This is a genomic window from Rhodoferax sp. (genome assembly GCF_018063565.1).
In the GTDB taxonomy this organism is placed as follows: Bacteria; Pseudomonadota; Gammaproteobacteria; order Burkholderiales; family Burkholderiaceae_C; genus Rhodoferax.
The window spans coordinates 1-22,722 of record NZ_JAGPBB010000050.1; the positions used below are offsets into that span (position 1 = coordinate 1).

The window sequence follows — 22,722 nt, forward strand, 5'->3', positions numbered from 1 at the left end:
GCGGGCGAAGGGGGCGAGTCACAGGCTCCGATGGGTCGGGCAGTGATTGGCGGGCTGATCACCTCTACCTTGCTGACCTTGGTGGTGGTGCCCGTGCTCTACACCTATCTGGACAATTTGCCGCGCTGGTGGAAGCGCAAGTTTGGAACGGCAGAACCAGTGGCAGAACCCCTGCCGAGCCAAGCCTGATGTTTGGGCGACGATCCGGAATTTGATTTGTATTTGATAGCTATTAATTTAGTCATTACAAGGGCTAGAGCCTGATATGTTCCAAGCCTGCTGCCTGATGCCAGAAAAAGCTGAACCTGCGGTCTCATCGGCCTCTGCACCCCGCATGCAGGCAGACGTGGCGTTGCGACTGTGCCCACCGCTCGACACGGATCGGTTGGTGCTGGAGCCCATGGGCGAGCGCCATGCCGAGGCCTTCTTTGAGCCCTTGCATGACGACGCGATTTACCAATGGATTTCCATGGACAAGCCCATCAGCCTGGAAAAGCTGCGTGGGCAACTGGGGCGCAGCGAGGCCCGCGTAGCGCCCGATGGCCAAACCGCCTGGCCGACTTGGGCATTGCGCCGCAAATCGGATGGTGTGTACATTGGCCGTGTCGACGCCGAAATCACCCTGGCTTTCGAAGCAAGCAATGTAGGCTACTTCCTTTTCCCCCCGCACTGGGGTCAAGGCTACGCCACCGAGGCGGTGCAGGCGGCTACCCAGCACTTGATCGGCCAGGGAGTGCATCGCCTGGTGGCCACGGTGACCGCAGGCAACGCCGCCTCCGAGCGGGTTCTGCAAAAGGCGGGCTATGGTTTCATTCAGGTGCTGGTGGGCAACGACATCATCCGTGGCATACCCATGGACGACCGCGAATACGTTCTTGTGGCCAACTGACCGGCGCTTTGCCCCAAGGCCCCCGCCGTCATTGCTTCTCGGCGGCTGGCAGACTGCCCGCTTTCACCAAAATCATGTGCTGCGGCTGCAGGTAGGTCTTGATGGCGGTATTCACCTGCGCCGGGGTCAGTGCGCGGATCTGCGCCGGGTAGTCGTCAATCCATGACAGCGGATAACCCCGCTCGATCGCCGTTAGCAACGTCGTGGCCAGTCCATCAGTGGTGGACAGCGCCACCTGGAAGGAGCCGATCAGATTGGTCTTGCGTGCGTCGACCTCAGCTGCCGTCACGCCCTCCAAGAACCACAAGTCGAGTTGGCGGCGCGTTGAGGCCAGACCTTTCTCCAGCAGGGCGGGCGAAAAAGTGGCACCGATGCGCCAGTCACCCTGGTTGTAGCTGTCACTGCCCATGCTGGCGCTCACGCCGTAGGTCAGTCCTTCCTGGTCGCGCACGGTGGCCATCAGCCGACCGGTGAAACCGCTGCCCAAAATGGCGGTGGCCACGCGCAGCGCCAGGGCATCGGGGTGCTGGTGACCCAGGCCGGTGGCCTGGCCGAGCAGCACCGAAACACTGGTTTTTCCGTTCACCGGAACGGTCTCAACCTTTGCGGCGCCCAGTGATGGGGCTTTCGCGTGGCGCACCGGGGCACTGCCGCCCTGCCAGCCGGTGAATACTTTTTCCACTTCAGCTGGCACGTTGGTGTCCGCCAGGTCACCCACGACGACCAGGGTCATGTGCGCGGGGCCGTAATGTGCCCGGTGAAAAGCTTTAACCTCGTCAAGTTGAGCAGTCTCAATGGCCGCGAGCAGTTGGTTGGGTTCGGTTGACCGATTGGGGTGACCCAAGGGGTAGATGATCCGGCTGAAGCTGTCAGCGGCGCGAAAGTCGGTGTTTTCCAGACTGCGTTTGATGCCACCTGCCAACTGCTGTTTCACTTTGGCAAACTCATCGGCACTCAGCGCAGGTGTTCGCAGTTGCTCAGCCATCAGGCCAAGCACCAGAGGCAGGTCTTTTTTCAGGCATTTGGCGTTGATGCTCAGGGTGTCCACACCGGCCGAAAAGTGCAGGCTGGCGCCAACCGCCTCCAGGCGCTGGGTGATGGCAAACTTGTCCTGTTGCAGCGTACCCTTGTCCAGCAGCATCGAGGTCAGGGCTGCGACGGCCGGGTTGCCGATCACTTGCGCCCGCCCGGCGGGCAACGAGGCGTGCAGCGTCACCACGTCTTTCACGCCAGTGGCATAGCGCACCAGATCGATGCCCGCCACCCTGCTGCGTTGGGTTCCGGCGGCAATGCGCACGGGTACTGCGGTCGGGCCACCGCTGGCGTCTCCCGCCTGCGCTGCGTTGGCACCCATGCCGTCCAGACCGGGCGTGCGGTAATAGTTGGGACCGATGCCGCCCGGGGGGCTCAGGGACAGTGCAGTAGCGTCAGTCGGTGCGGCGCCTGCAGTTGCGCCGGCCGTTGTCGGTACAAACCAGCCGGTGGTGCTTTGATCTTCATTGAAATACAGGCGTGCTACCCGCTGGATGTCGGCCGCCGTGGTGGTGCGCACCGACTCATCGACGCGGTAGTACAGCGTCCAGTCGCCAGCGGCGATGGCCTCGTTGAGATTGCCGGCGACGGCAAAGGAGCCGTCGCGGTCAAAGGCGGTACTGGCCAGGGATTTGGCGATGGCCGCCTGCAACTCGGCCTCGGAAACGCCGTCCTTCTTGATGCGCTCAATTTCTTGCAGTGCAATTTTTTCGACCTGCTCATGGCTGGCACCGGGGGCCAGTGACAAAAACAGCAAATGCAGACTGGGGTCGGCATTGAACCCGGGGTTGCCGCTGACGCTGGTTGTCAGGCTCTTGTCGGTCAGCGCCTTGTAGAGTCGGCTGTTTTTTCCGTCGCTCAGGATGGCGCTGAGCAAGCTGACGGGCGCAAAGTCGGCATGGGTGGCTTGCGGCATCTTGTGGGCAATGGCCAGCAAGCCGAGCTGGCCCGGTCGCTTGACGGTCACCCGGCGCGGGCCGTCCTGCGGGGGCTCTTCGGTGTAAATCGCCGGGATCGGTCGGGGGGACTTCGGGTAGACACCAAAGGCTCGCTGGATCAAAGCCAGCGCCTGGGGTGGCTGAAAGTCTCCGACCAGGCTTACCGTGGCGTTGTTGGGCCAGTAGAAGGTGTCGTAAAACTCGCGCAGCTTGTCAATGCTGACCTTCTCAATGTCACTGCGGTGGCCAATGGTGCTGTGATGGTAGGGGTGCGCCACAAAGGCGGTGTGGAAAATTTCCTTGTAAAGGGCCTGGAACGGCGAGTTCTCGCCACGTTCGTACTCATTGCGCACCACCGTCATTTCGGACTGCCGGTCAGCGTCGTCAAGGGACAGATTGCGCATGCGGTCGGCCTCCAGCGCGACGATGGTGGCCAGATGCTCGCTGCCCACGTTCTCGTAGTAGTTGGTACGGTCCAGCCAGGTGGTGGCGTTGTAGCGTGCGCCGGTGCGTTCGAGCAACTGCTTGACATTGTCCGGTGAACTGTTGGGGCGCTGCCGCGTGCCCTTGAACATCAGGTGTTCCAGGATGTGGGTGGCACCGGTGGTGCCGGTCACCTCATTGCGTGAACCGACACGGTAGGTGACCATGAAGGTCAGTGTCGGGCTGGTGTGATCAGGCAACAGCAAGACCTGCAAGCCATTCGACTGCAGGGTGTATTCATCGATCGCACCCACGGTTTTCACGTGCCTGTAGCCGTCAACAGCCACCGGTGCTGCTTGCAGATTGACCAGCATCATCAAAAAACTCCAGAACAAAATCAGTTTCTTCACGCAACCACACTCCATTGAAACGGCTTGACAAAGGCTGCAGAAGGTAGCACAGGCGGGCTTGAGCTTGTCACGGGCGGGGACATTGCCGCAGCCAATGCGTTGCGCAAGGCGTGTTGCACAATCGCACCCCATGTTGATTCATCCTCATATCGACCCTGTGGCCCTGCAACTCGGGCCAGTGGCCGTTCACTGGTATGGCCTGACCTATCTGGCCGCGTTTGGCCTGTTCATGTTGCTGGGCCATCGGCGTTTGCGCCATGAACCGTTTGCCTCGCTTCAAGGGGCGCAGGCCTGGAGTCGGCGTGACGTGGAAGACATCCTGTTTCTCGGGGTGATGGGTGTGGTGCTGGGCGGGCGAATAGGCTACTGTCTGTTTTACAAACCCGGTTATTACCTGGCGCATCCACTGGAAGTGTTGGCCGTGTGGCAGGGCGGCATGAGTTTTCACGGTGGGATGTTGGGTGTGATCGTGGCCGAGATTTGGTTCGCCTGGTCGCGCAAGCGCCCACTGTTGCAGGTGGCTGATTTTGTGGCGCCCTGTGTGCCGACCGGTCTGGCCATGGGACGGGTAGGTAACTTTATCAATGGCGAACTGTGGGGTCGGGTTGCTGACGCCGATTTGCCCTGGGGCATGGTGTTTCGTGGTGCCGGTGATTTACCCCGGCACCCGTCGCAGGTGTATCAGTTTCTGCTCGAAGGGATGCTGTTGTTTGTGCTGCTGTGGTGGTATGCCCGCAAGCCACGTGCTCCGGGTCAGGTGGCAGCTGCCTTCTTGTTGGGCTACGGCTTGTTTCGTTTCACGGCGGAGTTTTTCCGCGAGCCCGACGCACACCTGGGCCTGCTGAGCCTGGGGATGAGTATGGGGCAATGGCTGTGTCTTCCAATGATGGTGGGTGGTGCCGGTCTTTGGTTGTGGGCCGGTCAGCATGAAAAAATCAGACGAAATAGGGTTGTAGCGAAATAACAGTCTATGTTTATTGCTACAAAAAGTAGTTTTCTGAGAGGGTGTAAGTATGCCGGCGCGGGTTGAACTGGAATGCCATCACGCTGTGGCGCGGGTCACGCTGCGCTACCCACAGCGCTTCAATGCCATGTCCCGTGCCATGTGGCGTGAGCTCAAAACGGTTTTTGAGCGGATTGCCCAGGACGCCAGCCTGCGCTGTGTGGTGGTGACGGGTGCCGGGTCGCATTTTTGTGCGGGTGGCGACATTTCAGAGTACCCGGAGTTTCGCTTTGATCCCGCCAGTCTGCGGGTGTTTCACGAGCAGGACGTTTGGGGTGCACTGCAAGCCATGCTGGACTGCGACTTGCCCGTGCTGGCCAAGATCCGTGGCAACTGCATGGGTGCCGGGTTGGAGATTGCCAGCTGCTGCGACATTCGTCTGGCCGCGCAGTCAGCACGATTTGGCGCTCCGATTGCGCGTTTGGGTTTCCCGATGGCACCACGCGAAGCTGCTCTTTTGCTGCGTGAAGTCGGCACTACGGTGGCAAGGCAAATACTGCTGGAGGCGGCGGTACTGGACGCCCACGAGATGCTGGCACGCGGTTTCTTGACCCGGGTGGTGGCCGATGAGGCGCTGGCCGACCACACGCAGGCTACGCTGTTGCGCATGGCGGCTCTGTCGCCCATGGCCGCACGCCTGAACAAGCAGACTTTTCGTGCGCTCAACCAGCCGCTAGCGCAATCTCAAGTGCAGGGCAGCGCTATCGATATAGAAGCTGGAACTGGCTTGGGTATGGCTGACCCTTACGCTTACGCCCCACATCCCGAGCACCGTGAAGGTGTTGCTGCCTTCCTTGAAAAACGCCCAGCGGCGTTTTGAATCAGGTGTCAAAATGCTGCTTCACCCTGGAGACGTCAGAGATGCCGACCCCAAGCTCTAATCTGTATTCAGCGCTGCGGGCAGCCTTCCCGTCCGATCTGGACAGTACGGCCGTCGAAACGGAACACCCGCTTTTTTACACCTGGCGAGACCTGGAGCGTGGAAGCGCCATGTTGGCCAACTTTTTGCTGTCGCTGGATTTGCCCGCGGACGCGCGCATTGTGGTGCAGGTGGAAAAGTCGGTTGAGGCGCTCATGCTTTACCTGGCGGTGCTGCGTGCGGGATTGATCTATGTGCCGCTCAATACCGCGTATCAAAGTGCCGAGATGGCGTACTTCATTAGCAATGCCGAGCCCTCGGTGGTGGTGTGCAGCGGGCAGAACTTTGGCTGGGTCAGCAAATTGGCGTTTCAGGCAGGTACGCCGTGGGTGTTCACGCTGAATGACGACCGCTCCGGCACCTTGCTGCAGCGTGCTGTGCATCTCAGTGACCAGCACCAGCCGCAGCCGAGCGATGCCGATCAGGTGGCGGTCATCATCTACACCAGTGGCACCACCGGGCGATCCAAGGGGGCGATGCTGACGCACGGCAATATGCTCAGCAATGCTCGGGTGCTCAAAGACTATTGGGGCTGGCGTAGCGCCGCGCAGGGTGGTGATGTGCTGATTCATGCCTTGCCCATATTTCATGTGCATGGGCTGTTTGTGGCCATTCATGGTGCCTTGCTCAACGGCAGCAAGATGTTCTGGTGTGCCCGCTTTGAGCCAAAGTTTGTCATTGACAAGCTGCCGCAGGCCACGCTGTTCATGGGCGTGCCCACGCTGTACGTGCGCTTGCTGGCGGATCCGCGTCTGAATGCCGGAGTAGTCAGTGCCATGCGATTGTTCATTTCGGGTTCGGCGCCGCTGCTGATGGACACCTTTGCAACCTGGCAGCAGCGCACTGGCCACACCATTCTTGAGCGCTATGGCATGAGTGAGACGGTGATGCTGACCTCCAATCCTGACATGGGTGAACGTCGCGGTGGCACCGTGGGGCCGCCGCTGCCCGGGGTGCAACTGCGGGTGACCGACGAGAGCGGGCATATTCTGCCGGTCGGCCAGATCGGTGGCATTGAAGTCAAAGGTCCGAACGTGTTTGTCGGCTATTGGCGTATGCCCGACAAGACGGCCGAGGAGTTCACGGCGGATGGCTTTTTCAGGACCGGCGATGTGGGCTGGCAAGCTGCAGACGGCTATGTGACCATCGTCGGTCGCAGCAAAGACCTGATCATCAGCGGCGGCTACAACGTGTATCCGGCGGAGCTTGAGGCCTGTATCAATGCCATGCCGGGTGTGGCCGAGAGCGCTGTGGTAGGCATTGCCGACCCCGACTTTGGTGAAGTGGGTGTGGCTGTGGTGGTGGCGCGTGCCGGCGCCAAACTCGATGCTGCGCATATTTTGTCGCAACTCAAACGTACTCTGGCCAATTTCAAGGTGCCCAAGCAGTGCCACATCGTGACCGAGTTGCCGCGCAATAGCATGGGGAAAGTGCAAAAGAATTTATTGAGACGCCAGTTTGGCGGAATGGAAACCAAGTAGAGTTTCGCCATCAAATATAAACATGGAGACCGTATGAAAGTCGTTCAAAAGCTCATGCAAGACCCGACCGACATCGCGCCGATGCTGGCCGAGCTGGCGCAGTGTTCGCCCCAGCTGATTCTGGTGTTTGGTTCTGCGACCTGGCTGCGGTTGCTGGCACCGGTATTGCAGGCGCAGTTTGCACCAACGCTTCGCTTGGGTTGTACCACAGCGGGTGAGATCTCGGGTCAGGGTGTATCTGATGGGTGTTGCGTGCTGACCGCAGTGCATTTTGACCAGGTCTGGTTGCATGGTGCCAGCACGCCGCTGGCGAGTATGCAGGCCTCGTTCGCGGCGGGCAAAGCGCTGGCGGCACAACTGCCCACGGCGGATTTGCGCTCGGTGCTGGTGTTGGGACAGGGTGTCAACATCAATGGCAGCCAGATGATTGCCGGTATTCGGGCGGTGCTGGGTGATCAGGTGCTGGTCACCGGTGGCCTGGCAGGTGATGATGCGGCATTCAAAGAGACCTTTGTGCTGACCAACGACGGTGTGTTCAGTGATCAGGTGACCTGTGTGGGTTTGTACGGCAGCCGTTTGCAGGTGTCGCACGGCTCGTTCGGCGGTTGGGAGCCGTTTGGTCCGGCACGCAAGGTGACGCGTTGTATCGACAACGTTCTGTATGAACTCGACGGTGAACCGGCGCTTGACGTGTACAAACGATATTTGGGCGACCACGCCCGCGGACTGCCGGCCTCGGGCTTGTTGTTTCCGTTTGCCATGTTGGGCGACCAGTATCAGGACATGGGTTTGTTGCGTACTATTCTGGCGATCGATGAGGTCGCGGGCAGTTTGACGCTGGCCGGTGATATTGTGAACAACGGCTATTTGCGGTTGATGCATGCCAGCACACAAGCACTGATCCAGGGTGCACAAACGGCGGCCGAGTCAGCCTGCCTGGTAACCCCTGCGTCGGATCAGAGTCTGGCCCTGCTGGTGAGCTGTGTCGGGCGCAAATTGGTGATGGGTGGACGGGTGGAAGAAGAGGTTGAAGCCGTGGCTGAGGTACTCAGCCAGGGCGCAGTTTTGGCCGGGTTTTATTCCTACGGCGAAATCAGTCCTCTGTCGAACGAGTTGTCATGTCAGCTGCATAACCAGACCATGACCATCACCACCCTGGCTGAAGCAAACCCGAGTTGATGGATCGGGCGATGCACAAACTGCTGTTGCGTCAGGTTCGCCGCGTCCTTGGTGTGGAGGAAGACCAACTGCCAGCTGTGCTGGCGGAACTGACCACGTTGGCAGACCGCGAGGGTGTGTCCGAGGCGGCGGGGCGGTTGCTAGGGGGGCTGCAAAGTTTTTTGGTGCGGGTGGAAGAGGCTTACACCCAAAGTGACCGCGATCTGGAGCTCAAGACACGCAGCCTGCAGCTCAGCTCGGTGGAACTGTCACACACCAACGACCGCTTGCGCCACGAGCTGGACAGCCGCACCCGCGCCATCGATTCACTGCGCGAAACGGCCAGCAGTTTGATGCAGTATGTGGATGTTGATCTGGCCACGCCGCAGGACGACAGCCTGGAGTCGATGTCGCAGTTGATGTCGGAGCTGGTCAACCAGCGCGAGGTCAGCCAGCGCGATTTGCAGGCGGCACTTTCTGACCTGGCAAAACAAAAATTTGCGCTGGATCAACACGCCATTGTCAGCATCACCGATCTGGCGGGGGTCATCACCTATGCCAACGACAAGTTTTGTGAGATCAGCGGTTACACCCGCTCCGATCTGATCGGTCAGACACACCGCTTGGTCAACTCAGGCGTGCAGCCCAGGGCATATTTCAGCGCGCTGTGGCAGACCATTCTGGCAGGCCAGGTGTGGCATGGCGAGATTTGCAACCGGGCCAGCGATGGCCGGCTTTATTGGGTACAGGCGACCATTGTTCCGCTACTGGATGATCGTGGCGCGCCCGAGCAATTTATCGCCATTCGTACCGACATCACGGCGCGCAAGCAGATGCAGGCCACCATCGCCGAGGCCGAAAGCCGGGTGCGCCGTATCACCAATGCCGTACCCGGTGTGGTGTTTCAGTGTGAAGTGGGGCACGGTCGGGTTCGTTATACCTTTGTCAGCGAGCGGCTCAGCGAGATTCGTGGTCTGGACGCCGCCGAACTGCTGGCCGACGGCAGCATTGCCTTTGCACAGATTGTTGATGATGACCGGGCACGCTCGTTTGATGCGGTGCTCGAGGCGGGAGCCAAACAGGAAGCCTGGCATAGCGATTACAGGATCCGCATGGCCGATGGACGGTTGCGCTGGATTCGCTCTGAAATTAACCCCGAACCCAAACCGGCCGCCGACGGATCCACCGTGTATACCGGCATCTGGCAGGATGTGACGCAACTGAAAGAGGCGGGTGACCGCTTGCGTGAGGTAACCGAAAGCATTCCGGTGGTGGTGTTTCAGTATCGGCTGTGGCCCGATGGTCATCAGAATTTCCCGTTTTGCAGTTCCGTGTCCGAGCCAATTTGTGGCCTGAAGCCGGACGACGTGATGGCGGATCCGGCGACGTTCTTCAACCAGGTCTTCGAGGAGGATCAGGACCGGTTTGCCCAGGCGTTCATTGCATCGGCACGCCACAGTGAACGTATTTCGCTGGAATTTCGCATGTTGCACAAACACACCGGTGAGACGATTTGGGTGCACGGTGAATCGATGCCCAAGCGCGCCGAGGACGGCGGTATTTTGTGGAATGGGTATCTTGCGAACATCTCGGAGGCCAAGTTGGCTTCAGAAGAGCTGCACCGCGCCAAGGAAGCCGCTGAAGTCGCCAACCAGGCCAAATCTGATTTTCTCGCCAATATGAGCCACGAGATACGCACGCCCATGAACGGGGTGATCGGCATGACCGAATTGGCGCTGGACACCAACCTGACGGATGAGCAGCGTGGTTATCTGGAAATCGTCAGATCGTCCTCGGACTCGCTGCTGCGCGTCATCAATGACATTCTTGATTTTTCCAAGATAGAAGCGGGAAAACTGCTGATTGAGACAATTCCCTTCCATTTGTGTCGTGAGGCCGGTGATTTGCTGAAGTCGCTGGCGACCAGTGCACACGCCAAGGGACTTGAACTGGTTTGTGATCTCGACCCCACCATCCCGGACACGGTGCTCGGTGACCCGGTGCGTATCCGGCAGGTGTTGATGAATCTGGTGGGTAACGCCATCAAATTCACCCATCAAGGTGACGTGGTCCTGCGCGTTGATGTGGAGCATCAGGATGGCAGCACCTGTCGTTTGCGTTTTACCGTCGCAGACACCGGGGTCGGTATTGCGCCCGAAAAGATGCAAAGCATTTTTGAGGCGTTTTCACAGGAAGATAGCAGCACCACACGCCGCTTTGGCGGTACTGGTCTGGGTCTGTCGATTTCGTCGCGTCTGGTGGGGGCGTTGGGCGGGGAGATATCGGTCAAGAGTGCATTGGGGCAGGGCAGCAAGTTCGAGTTTGTCCTGCAAATGGCCATTGGCCCCGTCGCCGATCGAGTGAATCTGCAAAGTTTGGGCTGCACCGGAATGCGTGTCCTTCTGGCAGAGGAGCACGCCGCAACGCGTGCCAGTGTTGTACGCCTGTTGCGAGACATTGGCGCCGTGGTGACCGAGGTGGGATCCACCCCTGAGGCGATGGCAGCCCTGACTTCGACCGCCGCCCATGCCTTGAATTTTGATCTGGTGATGTTGGGCTGGCAGATTGCGAGTGTGGAAGCCACTGACTTGGTGCGACAAATTCGGGCGCAGCCTCAGGTCGCCGACCTCCCGCTGCTGCTGATGACTTCAGCGCTGCAAAAGGCGCAAGCCACCGAGACGAGGGTGCCGGAGCCGGTGGCAGTTTTGACCAGACCGTTCACACGCGATGAGTTGTTGTCGGCACTGGGCCGCCTGTTGCGCGGTGAGACCTCGCAGCAGGAGCAACCCTTGTTCCCGGTCATTGATGCTGGCACAACGCGCCGCATGGATATTCTGCTGGTAGAAGACAACCTGATCAACCAGAAGCTTGCAACTGCCTTGCTGGGCAAATGGGGCCACAACGTCACCATCGCGGCAGACGGGCAACTGGCCCTGAACATGCTGGCCAGGGCCTCATTCGATCTGGTGCTGATGGATATGATGATGCCGGTGATGGACGGTCTGGAGGCAACCCGACGCATCAGAGCGAGCGAACAGGGTAAAAGCACACCGATCATTGCCATGACGGCCAATGCGATGCTTGGCGATCGGGAGCGTTGCCTGGAGGCGGGCATGAACGACTACATCTCTAAGCCATTTGAAGTGTCGGAGTTGCTGCGTCTGATGACCAAGTACGCCAGCGGTACTGTGCCAGACACCGCTGAGCACGTTGCGGATGTTGCGGATCCGCCCGCATCGGCGCTGCCTTTTGATTTTGCCGACGCCTTGCGCCATGCCGATCAGGAGGTCGTGGAGATCATTGCAGACATCTTTGTGACGCAGTGGCCACTCGACCACGAGACGATGACCCGTGCGATTGCCTCAGTGGACCCGACGCCGCTGCACCACACGGCCCATGCCTTGAAGGGTACGCTCGGCATGTTTGGCGCAGAACCAGCGGTGGCGCTGGCCGCGCAATTGGAGCATTTGGCGTCTGATTCGCAGTTTTTGCATTCCAGCGAGTTACAAAAGACTGCCGCCGCTTTGCTGTTGCAACTGAGCGTGCAGGTTGCAGCTTTGTTGCGGGCATTGCAAGCATGACCGGCAGTGGTACAGTCAATTACCCGGCGTGTTGGGCCCATTGTTGTGACAGGGCAGACCTTGGGTTCAGGAGATTGTGCAGGCCATGACGTACCAAGTAGCAATTGTTGATGACGCTGAGATCAATCTGGTCTTGTTTCAGGCTTTGATCAAGCGCATGGGTGACTGTGAATCCATTACCTTTTCGGACGCCTTGCAGGGCTTGGAGTGGGCCAAGCAGCACGATTTTGATCTGTTGATTTGTGACTACATGATGCCGGGGCTGGACGGTATTGAGTTCATCGCCAAGTTGCGCGCGATGCCTGACAAGCAGAACCTGCCCATTCTGATGATCACTGCCAATGACCAGAAACAAATCCGCTACCGGGCGCTGGATGCGGGGGCCACCGATTTTTTGACCAAACCGGTTGACAAAGTGGAGTTCATGGCGCGTGCCAACAACATGCTGCAATTGGGGGCCAACCGCAAAGCGCTGGCAGATCGAGCCGCGTGGCTTGCCGAAGAGGTAAAGAAAGCCACGGCGGAGATTGTGCGGCGTGAGCGTGAGACGGTGATTCGCCTGTCCAAAGCGGCCGAGTACCGGGACCCTGAGACTGGCGCACACATTTTGCGCATGGCTCATTACTCCGAATTGATCGCCCGCGCGCTGCAACTACCCAAGGCAGAGCAGGAGTTGCTACTGGAGGCAGCACCGATGCATGACATCGGCAAAGTGGGCATTGCCGACCACATTCTTCTTAAACCTGGGCGCTTGACCCCCGAGGAGTTTGAGGTCATGAAGCAACATGCCGCGTTTGGTTACGAAATCCTCAAGGGAAGTGAGTCGCGGGTACTGCAAGCCGGGGCGGAAATTGCCCGTGATCACCATGAAAAGTATGACGGGACGGGTTATCCGCACGGTTTGGCGGGCGACGCGATTCCCATATTCAGTCGAATTGTTGCTGTTGCGGATGTGTTCGATGCACTGACGTCTGAGCGTCCCTATAAAAAGGCGTGGTCACTTGAGCGGGCCAGTGAGCACATCAAAGCCAGTTCCGGAACCCATTTTGATCCGCAATGTGTCGATGCGTTCTTTGGCAATTGGGAGGCGGTGCTGGAGATTCGCCACCGCTACCAGGACGAATGAGGCAAGATTTAATTTTCGTAGCAATGAATTATTTAAGGCATTGGGCTAGAGCCTGAATTACCTTAAAACGAGCACGGGAATGTGTGAGTGCGTCAGCACTTGATGTGTCTCGCTGCCGAGCAGCAGGCGCTTGACGCCCTTGCGGCCGTGGGAGGCCATGACGATCAGGTCGCACTTGTGTTTCTTGGCAGCAGAGATGATCGCATCCGACACCACGTCAGACTTGATCGTGAGCGCACGGGTCTTCACGCCTTGGGCATCGGCCAATTTTTTCACCTCGTCGACCACCGCCTGTCCTTCGTCAGCCCATTGCTGCTCAATTCGCCCCACCTCGGTGGCCTGCAAAGCCAGGCCGCCTTCAAAGTAGCTCTGAGGATAGCGAGGAACCACTTTCAGGGCGATCAGGCCGGCGCCCGTCAGCGCCGCCAGCGCGATGGCACTGCTGACCGCCTTTTTGGACAAGCTGGAACCATCGGTTGCGACCAGAATTTTTTCATACATGGCATGATCTCCTCGGTATTTGAAGCTCCAGCATACCCCTACACTTGCTGTCGGTCTTGATTTACGTCAGGTATTGAGCATTCGTCGCCGGTTAACCTCTCTCACCATGTCGCATTCCACTGTTCCTCCGGATTCTGTTACCTCGGAAAATTCATGTCTCGCCGGTCCTGGGAGTCACCAGAGCGTCGTCGTCGCCGAGTCTTTGCTGGACGACGAGCAGGAGTGGTCGGCATTCAGCCGCCCCGACATCACACGCCAAGGGTGTTGGGAGTCCAACGTGTTGATCGAGGGCATGCATTGCGCCGCGTGTGCATTGACGGTCGAAGATGCGCTGCGGCAGGTCAAGGGGATCGTTTCGGCGGAGGTGAGTGCGGGCAGTCAGCGTGCGCGGGTGATTTGGGCACCTGATGCGGTGCTGCCGTCGGCGTGGATGCAGGCGGTGCGCCGTTCCGGCTACCGGGCAGTGCCGGCCAATGACGCATTTGCGCGTGAACGTCGCAAGCAGGAGTCACGCAAAGCACTGTGGCGAATGATGGTGGCAGGGCTTTGCATGATGCAGGTGATGATGTATGCCTATCCGGCCTACGTCGCTACGCCGGGTGACCTGACGCTGGAGATGGAGCAATTGTTGCGCTGGGCTTCTTGGGTGCTCACGCTGCCGGTGGTGTTTTTCTCCTGCGCACCTTTTTTTGCCAATGCCTGGCGGGACGTCATGCATCGGCAGGTCAGCATGGATCTGCCGGTGGCGCTGGGGATGCTGATCACCTTTCTGGTCAGCTCCGCTGGAGCCTTTGACCCGAGCGGCATCTTTGGCAAAGAGGTCTACTTCGACTCGCTGACCATGTTTGTCTTTTTTCTTCTGGCTGGGCGCTGGTTTGAGTTGCGTCTTCGAGACAAGACCGCTGGCGCGCTGGAGGCCCTGATGAACCGGTTGCCGGACAGTGTGATGCGGCAACGTCCGGACGGCTCGTTTGAGCGCGTCGCCGTGCGGCGCCTGAAAAGTGGTGACATTGTTCGTGTCTTGCCGGGTGAGGCCTTTGCCGCGGATGGCGTTGTCTTGCAAGGAGAGTCCTCTGTTGATGAGTCTTTGCTCACCGGGGAGTCTCGGCCGTTACCGCGCGGTGTCGGAGATTCAGTCATTTCGGGTAGCCACAATCTGGGGGCTTCGGTGTTGGTCAGGGTTGATCAGGTGGGGGAAGAAACCCGCTTCGCCCAGATCGTCAACCTGATGGAAAGTGCATCGACCAGCAAACCGCAGTTGGCGCGCCTGGCGGATACGATCGCCAAACCCTTTTTGATTGGGGTGCTGATCGCAGCGGGTCTGTCCTGTGCCTATTGGTGGCAAACCGATCCCGAGCGCGCACTCATGGTGGCGGTTTCGGTGCTGGTGGTGACCTGTCCCTGCGCGTTGTCTTTGGCCACGCCGGCAGCGATGCTTTCTGCTGCAGGCGCACTGGCGCGGCAGGGGGTACTGGTTCGACGACTGGATGCTTTTGAAGCTTTGGCAGGCGTGGACACGGTGATGTTTGACAAAACTGGCACTCTGACGCGTGACGCCATGGTGCTCAACGAATTCAGTGTCCGACCCGGGGAGGATTCAAATGAGGTACTTCTCATGGCGGCGGCACTGGCGGCGCATTCGCTGCACCCGGTATCGCGTGCGTTGGTCGTGGCGGCGTCCGTCATTGATCAACCGCCGCTCTGGGTTGCCGACGATGTCGTTGAGTACACCGGCCAGGGTTTGGTCGCCACGGTGACTTCTGCTCGCAGTGGTTCTCGCCGGACCTTGCGTATGGGGTCGCTCGCCTTTTGCGGGCTGCCGCGTGCGGGCTCAGACGATCTCCAGGTTGCATTGACAGATCAGGACGGCTGGTTGGCAACATTCGGCCTGCAAGAAGATATTCGACCGGAGGCACCCGCGACTGTTGCGGCATTGAAACAGATGTCCATTGACGTGCACCTGCTTTCCGGCGATGCGAGCGATGCCGCCAGGCGTGTGGCCAGCAAGGTTGGCATTGAAAATTATCATGGGCAATGTTCGCCAGAAGGCAAGCTGGCTTTCTTGCACGACGCGCAAGCAAACGGGAAAAAAGTGGCGGTGGTGGGTGATGGACTGAACGATGGCCCAGTATTGGCGGGGGCTCATGCGTCGTTCGCGTTTGGGCAAGCCGTGCCGTTGGCGCAGGCCAAAGCTGACTTTCTGGTTGCGGGCAGCCGTTTGACCGATGTGTCGGCCGCAGTAGCGCTTTCCAGACGCACCTTGCGCATCGTGAAGCAGAATTTGTGGTGGGCCGCCGTCTACAATGCCATCTGTGTTCCTCTGGCTGTTGCAGGCATGTTGCCAGCCTGGCTAGCCGGAATTGGTATGGCAAGCAGTTCGCTTCTGGTGGTGTTGAATGCCATGCGGCTGTCGCGCGGTCTTGAGCGGACAGGAGACAACTAATGGATGTGCTTTACTTGTTAGTGCCCCTCTCCGTGGTCCTGGTTTTTTTTATCATTGGTGGCGTGTGGTGGGCCATCTACCGTGGTCAATTTGACGACATCGATCAGGAAGGGGAGAGAATTCTTAAGGATTAGCAACAATTTTTGTCGCGATTTGATTTATATCAAACGTGACCAATTTTGAATAACGGAAACTTCGCGCAAACAAACTGAGAAGAGGTGAACATGGCATTTTCAAATTCGCAGGCAACTACTTACAGCGACAAAGTCGTTAGGCAGTTTGCCATCATGACCGTGGTTTGGGGTGTGGTCGGTATGCTGGTTGGCGTGATCATTGCCGCCCAGCTGGCCTGGCCAGAGCTCAATCTGGGGATATCTTTCCTGTCATTCGGTCGATTGCGGCCATTGCATACCAATGCCGTGATTTTTGCATTTGGCGGATGCGGTTTGTTTGCGACTTCGTACTACATCGTCCAACGCACCTGTCAGGTGCGTCTTTTTGCCGAAGGGTTGGCAACCTTCACTTTTTGGGCTTGGCAATTGGTGATCGTGCTGGCGGCTGTGACTTTGCCTTTGGGTTATACCTCGGGCAAAGAGTATGCTGAGCTCGAGTGGCCAATCGATTTGCTCATCACGGTGATTTGGGTTTCCTACGCGATTGTGTTTTTTGGCACAGTCGGTACTCGTAAGGTGAAACACATTTACGTGGCAAATTGGTTTTTTGGTGCGTTTATCCTGGCAGTTGCGCTGTTGCACCTTGTGAATAGTGCAGCAATTCCGGTCGGAATGGACAGCATGAAGTCCTACTCTGCTTACGCCGGTGTTCAGGATGCCATGGTGCAATGGTGGTATGGCCACAACGCAGTGGGTTTCTTCCTGACTGCTGCATTTTTGGGCATGATGTATTACTTCATTCCGAAACAAGCTGGTCGGCCGGTTTATTCCTATCGCCTGTCGATCGTCCACTTTTGGGCCTTGATCTTCACGTACATGTGGGCTGGTCCGCACCACCTTCACTACACCGCTTTGCCTGACTGGACGCAATCCGTCGGTATGGTGTTTTCTCTGATTCTGTTGGCGCCGAGCTGGGGTGGCATGATCAACGGCATCATGACTCTGTCGGGCGCATGGCACAAGTTGCGCGACGACCCGATCTTGCGCTTCCTGATTGTGTCCCTGTCCTTTTATGGTATGTCGACCTTTGAAGGTCCGATGATGTCGATCAAGACTGTCAACGCCTTGTCGCACTACACCGACTGGACAGTGGGTCACGTGCACTCCGGCGCTCTGGGTTGGGTGGGTTTGGTGACCATGGGTTCTCTGTATTACCTGATTCCCAGACTGTTTGGTCAGAAGCAGATGTACAGCATGAAAGCGGTTGAAGTGCACTTCTACACCGCTACCATTGGTATCGTGTTGTACATCGCGGCGCTGTGGATTGCCGGTGTGATGCAGGGTCTGATGTGGAGATCCATCAATGCCGATGGAACTTTGACCTACACTTTTGTTGAATCTGTCAAGGCAAGTTTCCCGTTCTATGTGCTGCGTTTGGCTGGTGGTTTGTTGTACTTGGGTGGCATGATCATCATGCTCTGGAACACCATCATGACGGCCACCCGTGGCCAGTCTGTGACTGTCAATATCCCTGTTGTTTCAGCAGCGCACGCTTAAGGACTTGCAAATGTCTAATCACAACTCACACACCGGTTTTTCACACGGTAATATCGAATCGAACAATGGTTTGATGATTGTTTTGATGCTGCTCGTCTTATCGATCGGCGGATTGCTTGAAATTGTCCCGTTGTTCTTCCAGAAGTCCACAACCCAACCTGTGGCAGGTTTGAAGCCGTACGATGCCTTGCGTTTGGCCGGGCGTGACATCTATGAGCGCGAAGGTTGTTATAACTGTCATTCGCAGATGATTCGGCCCTTCCGTGCAGAAACGCTACGGTACGGTCCTTATTCATTGGCGGGCGAGTATGTATATGATCATCCGTTCCAATGGGGTAGCAAGCGTACGGGTCCTGACCTGCATCGCATTGGCGGCAAGTACAGTGATCAATGGCAGATCACACACTTGAACAATCCGCGTGACCTGGTTCCTGAGTCCATCATGCCAGCTTACCCTTGGTTGAAGAATACACCGGTGGATGGCGCTAGCTTGCCGTCTCATATGCGCGCATTGCGCAAGGTGGGTGTTCCTTATACCGATGCTGACATCGCCGGAGCACAAGAGGCTGTTAAGGGCAAAACCGAGATGGATGCCATGGTGGCATACCTCCAGGGTCTTGGTACTTTGGTGAAGTAATAGGGGCACACTCCCATGGAATTTGATATCAACACGGGCCGTTCAATCGTCACCGTATTGGGTTTGGTGTCGTTTATTGGACTCCTGGTCTGGGCTTATTCAAGCAAGAATGCTGCTGGCTTCGAGGAGGCAGGTAAGTTGCCCTTCGATCAGGATTGATCTAAATACAGATAAGGAACAAAAATGAGTGATTTCACAAGTGATTTTTGGGCTTACTACGTGGCCGGAATCATTATCGTCAGCATCATTGCGTGCTGGGTGCTACTGATTCTCACGGGTAAAACCCATGCCATGACCGCGGATGACAACACCACGGGCCACGTCTGGGATGGTGACTTGCGCGAAATGAACAACCCGCTACCACGCTGGTGGAGTTATATGTTCGTCTTGACGATTTTGTTTGCTTTTGTATATCTGGCGTTGTATCCGGGCTTGGGTAGTTACCCCGGGCAACTCGGATGGACTTCCCGTGGTCTGCATCAGTCCGAGGTTGACAAAGGCAACAAAGAGATTGAGCCGATTTATGCCAAGTTCCTGAGCATGAAACCCGAGGAGATCGCCAAGGATGCACAAGCCATGGCCATTGGTGAGCGTCTGTACAGCAATAATTGTGCTGTATGCCACGCTTCTGATGCCCGAGGCAACAAGGGCTTTCCGAATCTGACGGACGGCGACTGGCTTCATGGTGGCACTCCGGAGAAGATTCAGGAAACCATTGTTCAAGGGCGCAACGGCAATATGGCACCGATCGCTGCAGCCGTTGGTTCAGCGGACGACGTCAAGAACGTTGCCAACTATGTGCTGAGCTTGTCCAACAGCCCGCACGATGCAGCCAAAGCAGCCTTGGGCAAGGAGAAGTTTGCTGTTTGTGCAGCGTGCCATGGCCCGGACGGCAAGGGTATGCAGGCCATTGGCTCAGCAAACCTGACCGATAACATCTGGCTGCATGGCTTTGGTGAAGCGACGATTGTTGGCCATATCAACAATGGCATTGTGAATATCATGCCACCGCAGGGGCAGTTGTTGACAAAAGGGCAATTGCACGTGCTGGTTTCATATATTTGGGGCTTGTCGAACAAGTCTTAAATTCTCTTGAACTTGGACTGAGTTTTTTGGTCCAAGGACGAGACAACATTCCATAAGCGGGTGATCATTTGATCACCCCTTTTTGTTTGTCAATCCCGATGGATTGCTTTGAAGGCGGATCAATGAACACGAGTAATGGCTTGGACGATAAACCTTGGTGGCAATTTGGCCATGTCTGGCTGGTGATTTCCGGCCCTTTGCTGGTGATTGTGGCCTGCATCATCACCGCTTATTTTGTGATGTCGAGTCCTAATGAACTCGTGACCGATGACAACTACCGGCAGATCCTTGATCAGAAAAAGGCGCAAGGCACCAAGGCAATGCAAGGCGGGGAGGCGCCAGCTCAAGCCGCCCGCAATCATGCTGCTACGGGTGTTGTTCCACTCGGGAAGTAATCTGACTGTTGGCAGCTGCGACTATTTGGGATTGACAATTTCCTGGAGCGCATCGGTGTTGAGTATCCGCACATGGCGTTGTTTGACTTCAATCACCTGGTCATCCACAAACTTTGAGAAGGTGCGGCTGATCGTCTCGAGTTTCAGGCCCAGGTAACTGCCAATTTCCTCGCGAGTCATGCGCAAGATGAGTTCCGACTGCGAAAATCCCCTCGCATGCAGTCGTTGTGCCAAATTGAGCAAAAACGCAGCAAGGCGCTCCTCTGCGCGCATACTGCCGAGCAACAACATGACACCGTGCTCACGCACGATTTCGCGGCTCATGATTTTGTGCACATGGTGCTGCAAAGCATTGACTTCGCGCGATAAATTCTCGATTTGTGCGAAAGGCATGGCACAGATTTCGCCATCCTCCAACGCGACCGCATCACAGGTATGTGAATCATTGACGATGCCATCGAGGCCAATGATTTCGCCAGCCATCTGAAAACCAGTCACTTGATCTCGGCCATCCTCGGAGGTGACACAGGTCTTGAAAAAGCCGGTTCTGATGGCGTAGAGGTTGGTAAACCGTTCACCGTTGTGGTACAGCGTTTCACCGCGTTTGATCTTGCGTCGGGCGCCAATGACTTCATCGATGCGCGCCAACTCTGAACTGCTCAATCCGATAGGCATGCACAACTCCCGCATATTGCAGTTGGAGCAGGCAATCTTTATCGTCTCGTGATTCATGCGATCAATTTTGACACCGTTATATATAAATTCCTGATCTTGGTCAAATTTAGCCATTGGAGCATTTTTTCAGATTGGTTGATCAAGATCAAGAAAATTTAAGGATTTCGCAGGCACATTTAAGCGGATTGACAAGGAATACACATGATTGACAGCGCCGCAGAGCCTATTTCTGAAGACTTGATACGACAGTACGACGTATCAGGGCCGCGTTACACGTCGTTTCCAACGGCTGATCGATTTGTGGAGGCCTTTACACAGGCGGATTATGCCCAAGCGCTGGATCAGCGCCGTGGCGGGGCCTCGGCGATGGTATTGCCATTGTCGCTTTATGTGCACATTCCCTTCTGTGAGTCTTTATGTTATTACTGCGCCTGCAACAAAATCATCACCAAGCACCACGACCGTGCGGCAGCTTACTTGCGTTACCTTGAACTCGAGGTGAACCTGCACACGCAACGCCTTGGTTTGGGGCAAAGTGTGTCGCAGCTGCATTTGGGCGGGGGGTCCCCCACCTTTTTGTCCGATGCGGAACTGCGCGAGCTGATGTCCATGTTGCGTCGTTCCTTCACCCTCGCGCCGGGGGGCGAATACTCGATTGAAATCGATCCGCGAACCATTGACGCGTCTCGGCTGGATGTGCTGGCAGAACTTGGGTTCAATCGACTGAGTTTTGGTGTGCAGGACTTTGATCCGGTGGTGCAGAAGGCGGTCCATCGCGTGCAACCGGCGGAGCAGGTCTTTGCGCTGATGGCGGCAGCGCGGCAGCGCGGGTTTGAATCGATCAATGTCGATCTGATCTATGGATTGCCCGGGCAAACGCCGGAGTCGTTTGATCGGACCCTGTCGCAGATCATCGAGCTGCGGCCTGATCGCATTGCCTTGTACGCGTACGCCCATTTGCCAGAACGGTTCAAGCCGCAGCGCAGGATCTCAACCGTTGACATTCCGACAGCCGCCGCCAAAGTGTCGATGCTGGCCCGCTCGATGGCTGCCTTCATGAGCGCCCAGTATGTCTATATCGGGATGGATCACTTTGCGCTGCCCAACGACTCACTCGCCGTTGCCAAGCGGCAAGGTCGATTGCATCGCAACTTTCAGGGCTACAGCACACAACCGGATTGCGACATGATTGGATTGGGTGTGTCATCGATTGGACGGGTAGGCGCTACCTACAGTCAGAATGCCAAAACCCTCGAAGAGTATTACGACTTTCTGGATCAGGGACAGTTTCCTGTGGTGCGCGGTCTGGCTCTTTCGCGTGACGATCTGGTGCGTCGTGCCGTCATCATGGCCTTGATGTGCCAGGGGCGGCTGTCTTTTGAGTCGATCGAGTTGGCTTATCTGCTCAACTTCAGGCAGTACTTTGCCAAAGAGCTCGAAATCCTCAATGCGCAGGTCGAGCAGGGTCTGGTTTGCCTGGACGCCACAGGCGTCCAGGTCACCGCCAAAGGCTGGTTTTTTGTCCGGGCGGTCGCCATGGTGTTTGATCGCTACTTGCAGGCTGACCGTACCCGCGCACGCTTTTCCAAAATCCTCTAAGCTGCAGGCATGCAAACTTCTCTGCTTGTCACGGCCACCCTGATGGGGCTGGCAGGTGGTCCCCACTGCATTGGCATGTGTGGGGCCGCCTGTGCCGGCATTGGCCAGGCGGCAGGTGACCGTCGGTTGTCGGCGATGTGGACGTTCCAGTTGGGGCGAGTGATCGGGTATTCGGCGCTGGGCGCGGTGGCTGCCGCTTCCATGCAAGGGTTGGGCTGGCTGACCGTGCAATCTGCGGCATTGCGCCCGGTCTGGACCATGTTTCATGTGGCGGTCATGGTGGTGGGTTTGATGCTGGTCTGGAATGCGCAGCAACCGATCTGGCTGGAACAAGTGGGCAAAAGGGTCTGGTCGACGGCACGTGGCCTGGTGGCGGGACGCGGCTTGTCAGGGCCACTGATGTTGGGTGCAGTCTGGACCTTTTTGCCGTGCGGACTGCTTTATTCGGCATTGCTGGTGGCGGGTTTGACGGGCAGCGCGTTGGATGGTGCCGTCGTGATGGCACTGTTTGCATTGGGCACCACGGTGTCCATGATGCTGGGACCCTGGCTCTGGTTGCGCTTTGGAGCCAACAGCAATGGCGATTGGGGTGTGCGACTGGCCGGATTGGCGCTGGTGGCGAGTGCTGCATGGGCGCTGTGGATGGCCTACGCGCACGAGAATGCGCCCTGGTGCTCGCCCCTTTGAACTTCGACTGAGGGCTCGGATTGAGGGAGCTTTTTGCGTCCCGCTGGTTGATCCATTGTTGGCGTGGTT

20 protein-coding genes are annotated in these 22,722 nt (G+C 57.4%); 17 read left to right on the forward strand and 3 right to left on the reverse strand.

The window, feature by feature from the left end:
- Together KBF66_RS12290 and KBF66_RS12295 are read left to right on the forward strand one after the other, a co-directional pair.
- Positions 1-189 (forward strand): efflux RND transporter permease subunit (locus tag KBF66_RS12290; protein WP_296656908.1); only part of this gene is annotated, 189 nt, incomplete at its 5' end.
- Positions 190-286: 97 nt separating this feature from the next.
- Positions 287-889 carry a GNAT family N-acetyltransferase gene (locus KBF66_RS12295; RefSeq protein ID WP_296656912.1) on the forward strand — a complete coding sequence of 201 codons (603 nt, stop codon included), beginning with the start codon at positions 287-289 and terminating at the stop codon, positions 887-889.
- A gap of 28 nt (positions 890-917) precedes the next feature.
- Here the strand turns inward: KBF66_RS12295 and KBF66_RS12300 are convergent, their stop codons facing one another.
- Positions 918-3,692 carry a pitrilysin family protein gene (locus KBF66_RS12300; RefSeq protein ID WP_296656915.1) on the reverse strand — a complete coding sequence of 925 codons (2,775 nt, stop codon included), beginning with the start codon at positions 3,690-3,692 and terminating at the stop codon, positions 918-920.
- 130 nt (positions 3,693-3,822) lie between these two features.
- Here KBF66_RS12300 and lgt point away from each other — a divergent pair, with 130 nt between their 5' ends.
- The 6 genes from lgt to KBF66_RS12330 all read left to right on the forward strand — a co-directional run bounded on the left by lgt (position 3,823) and on the right by KBF66_RS12330 (position 12,960).
- Positions 3,823-4,656, forward strand: coding sequence for a prolipoprotein diacylglyceryl transferase (gene lgt / locus KBF66_RS12305; RefSeq protein WP_296656919.1), 834 nt, complete (start codon positions 3,823-3,825; stop codon positions 4,654-4,656).
- 49 nt (positions 4,657-4,705) lie between these two features.
- Positions 4,706-5,515 carry an enoyl-CoA hydratase/isomerase family protein gene (locus KBF66_RS12310; protein WP_296656922.1) on the forward strand — a complete coding sequence of 270 codons (810 nt, stop codon included), beginning with the start codon at positions 4,706-4,708 and terminating at the stop codon, positions 5,513-5,515.
- Positions 5,516-5,556: 41 nt separating this feature from the next.
- Positions 5,557-7,095 (forward strand): malonyl-CoA synthase, encoded by a 1,539-nt coding sequence (locus KBF66_RS12315; protein WP_296656925.1) that lies wholly within the window; start codon positions 5,557-5,559, stop codon positions 7,093-7,095.
- Between the two features lie 33 nt (positions 7,096-7,128).
- Complete coding sequence (locus KBF66_RS12320; protein WP_296656928.1) at positions 7,129-8,274, forward strand: FIST N-terminal domain-containing protein; 1,146 nt, start codon at positions 7,129-7,131, stop codon at positions 8,272-8,274.
- 11 nt (positions 8,275-8,285) lie between these two features.
- Positions 8,286-11,834 (forward strand): response regulator, encoded by a 3,549-nt coding sequence (locus KBF66_RS12325; protein WP_296656932.1) that lies wholly within the window; start codon positions 8,286-8,288, stop codon positions 11,832-11,834.
- An 85-nt stretch (positions 11,835-11,919) separates the two neighbouring features.
- A complete protein-coding gene (locus KBF66_RS12330) occupies positions 11,920-12,960 on the forward strand; it encodes an HD domain-containing phosphohydrolase (RefSeq protein WP_296656935.1) in 1,041 nt (346 codons plus the stop codon).
- 57 nt (positions 12,961-13,017) lie between these two features.
- Here the strand turns inward: KBF66_RS12330 and KBF66_RS12335 are convergent, their stop codons facing one another.
- The gene (locus tag KBF66_RS12335; protein ID WP_296656937.1) at positions 13,018-13,461 is read right to left on the reverse strand and encodes a universal stress protein; all 444 of its coding nucleotides are present in this window, start codon (positions 13,459-13,461) and stop codon (positions 13,018-13,020) included.
- A gap of 106 nt (positions 13,462-13,567) precedes the next feature.
- Between KBF66_RS12335 and KBF66_RS12340 the strand changes: the two genes are divergently transcribed.
- From KBF66_RS12340 to KBF66_RS12370, 7 genes are all read left to right on the forward strand, one after another.
- The gene (locus KBF66_RS12340; protein WP_296656940.1) at positions 13,568-15,904 is read left to right on the forward strand and encodes a cation-translocating P-type ATPase; all 2,337 of its coding nucleotides are present in this window, start codon (positions 13,568-13,570) and stop codon (positions 15,902-15,904) included.
- Complete coding sequence (gene ccoS / locus KBF66_RS12345) at positions 15,904-16,038, forward strand: cbb3-type cytochrome oxidase assembly protein CcoS (RefSeq protein WP_296656943.1); 135 nt, start codon at positions 15,904-15,906, stop codon at positions 16,036-16,038. Before KBF66_RS12340 ends, ccoS begins: the two co-directional genes overlap by 1 nt.
- Before the next feature lie 90 nt (positions 16,039-16,128).
- Positions 16,129-17,574, forward strand: a complete 1,446-nt coding sequence (gene ccoN / locus KBF66_RS12350; protein ID WP_296656947.1) for a cytochrome-c oxidase, cbb3-type subunit I — start codon at positions 16,129-16,131, stop codon at positions 17,572-17,574.
- A gap of 10 nt (positions 17,575-17,584) precedes the next feature.
- Positions 17,585-18,211: a cytochrome-c oxidase, cbb3-type subunit II gene (ccoO, locus tag KBF66_RS12355; protein WP_296656952.1), complete on the forward strand. Its 627-nt coding sequence runs from the start codon at positions 17,585-17,587 to the stop codon at positions 18,209-18,211.
- Positions 18,212-18,226: 15 nt separating this feature from the next.
- The gene (locus KBF66_RS12360; protein WP_296656955.1) at positions 18,227-18,370 is read left to right on the forward strand and encodes a cbb3-type cytochrome c oxidase subunit 3; all 144 of its coding nucleotides are present in this window, start codon (positions 18,227-18,229) and stop codon (positions 18,368-18,370) included.
- Positions 18,371-18,394: 24 nt separating this feature from the next.
- On the forward strand, positions 18,395-19,297 hold the full coding sequence (gene ccoP / locus KBF66_RS12365; RefSeq protein WP_296656959.1) for a cytochrome-c oxidase, cbb3-type subunit III: 903 nt from the start codon (positions 18,395-18,397) through the stop codon (positions 19,295-19,297).
- A gap of 68 nt (positions 19,298-19,365) precedes the next feature.
- Positions 19,366-19,692 carry a FixH family protein gene (locus tag KBF66_RS12370; protein WP_296656963.1) on the forward strand — a complete coding sequence of 109 codons (327 nt, stop codon included), beginning with the start codon at positions 19,366-19,368 and terminating at the stop codon, positions 19,690-19,692.
- 21 nt (positions 19,693-19,713) lie between these two features.
- Here the strand turns inward: KBF66_RS12370 and fnr are convergent, their stop codons facing one another.
- The gene (gene fnr, locus KBF66_RS12375) at positions 19,714-20,481 is read right to left on the reverse strand and encodes a fumarate/nitrate reduction transcriptional regulator Fnr (RefSeq protein ID WP_296656967.1); all 768 of its coding nucleotides are present in this window, start codon (positions 20,479-20,481) and stop codon (positions 19,714-19,716) included.
- 87 nt (positions 20,482-20,568) lie between these two features.
- Here fnr and hemN point away from each other — a divergent pair, with 87 nt between their 5' ends.
- Entirely contained in the window at positions 20,569-21,966 is a 1,398-nt protein-coding gene (gene hemN, locus KBF66_RS12380) for an oxygen-independent coproporphyrinogen III oxidase (RefSeq protein WP_296656972.1), read from the forward strand.
- Positions 21,967-21,975: 9 nt separating this feature from the next.
- Positions 21,976-22,653, forward strand: a complete 678-nt coding sequence (locus tag KBF66_RS12385) for a sulfite exporter TauE/SafE family protein (protein ID WP_296656975.1) — start codon at positions 21,976-21,978, stop codon at positions 22,651-22,653.
- Positions 22,654-22,722: the final 69 nt, after the last annotated feature.

What these genes read in the sequence shown, in the direction of transcription:
- KBF66_RS12330 (WP_296656935.1), top strand. Translation starts at nt 11,920, where the DNA reads ATGACGTACCAAGTAGCAATTGTTGATGACGCTGAGATCAATCTGGTC.
- ccoO (WP_296656952.1), top strand. Translation starts at nt 17,585, where the DNA reads ATGTCTAATCACAACTCACACACCGGTTTTTCACACGGTAATATCGAA.
- KBF66_RS12320 (WP_296656928.1), top strand. Translation starts at nt 7,129, where the DNA reads ATGAAAGTCGTTCAAAAGCTCATGCAAGACCCGACCGACATCGCGCCG.
- KBF66_RS12360 (WP_296656955.1), top strand. Translation starts at nt 18,227, where the DNA reads ATGGAATTTGATATCAACACGGGCCGTTCAATCGTCACCGTATTGGGT.
- KBF66_RS12385 (WP_296656975.1), top strand. Translation starts at nt 21,976, where the DNA reads ATGCAAACTTCTCTGCTTGTCACGGCCACCCTGATGGGGCTGGCAGGT.
- ccoS (WP_296656943.1), top strand. Translation starts at nt 15,904, where the DNA reads ATGGATGTGCTTTACTTGTTAGTGCCCCTCTCCGTGGTCCTGGTTTTT.
- lgt (WP_296656919.1), top strand. Translation starts at nt 3,823, where the DNA reads ATGTTGATTCATCCTCATATCGACCCTGTGGCCCTGCAACTCGGGCCA.
- hemN (WP_296656972.1), top strand. Translation starts at nt 20,569, where the DNA reads ATGATTGACAGCGCCGCAGAGCCTATTTCTGAAGACTTGATACGACAG.
- ccoN (WP_296656947.1), top strand. Translation starts at nt 16,129, where the DNA reads ATGGCATTTTCAAATTCGCAGGCAACTACTTACAGCGACAAAGTCGTT.
- KBF66_RS12335 (WP_296656937.1), bottom strand. Translation starts at nt 13,461, where the DNA reads ATGTATGAAAAAATTCTGGTCGCAACCGATGGTTCCAGCTTGTCCAAA.
- KBF66_RS12310 (WP_296656922.1), top strand. Translation starts at nt 4,706, where the DNA reads ATGCCGGCGCGGGTTGAACTGGAATGCCATCACGCTGTGGCGCGGGTC.
- KBF66_RS12315 (WP_296656925.1), top strand. Translation starts at nt 5,557, where the DNA reads ATGCCGACCCCAAGCTCTAATCTGTATTCAGCGCTGCGGGCAGCCTTC.
- KBF66_RS12325 (WP_296656932.1), top strand. Translation starts at nt 8,286, where the DNA reads ATGCACAAACTGCTGTTGCGTCAGGTTCGCCGCGTCCTTGGTGTGGAG.
- KBF66_RS12340 (WP_296656940.1), top strand. Translation starts at nt 13,568, where the DNA reads ATGTCGCATTCCACTGTTCCTCCGGATTCTGTTACCTCGGAAAATTCA.
- KBF66_RS12295 (WP_296656912.1), top strand. Translation starts at nt 287, where the DNA reads ATGCCAGAAAAAGCTGAACCTGCGGTCTCATCGGCCTCTGCACCCCGC.
- ccoP (WP_296656959.1), top strand. Translation starts at nt 18,395, where the DNA reads ATGAGTGATTTCACAAGTGATTTTTGGGCTTACTACGTGGCCGGAATC.
- fnr (WP_296656967.1), bottom strand. Translation starts at nt 20,481, where the DNA reads ATGGCTAAATTTGACCAAGATCAGGAATTTATATATAACGGTGTCAAA.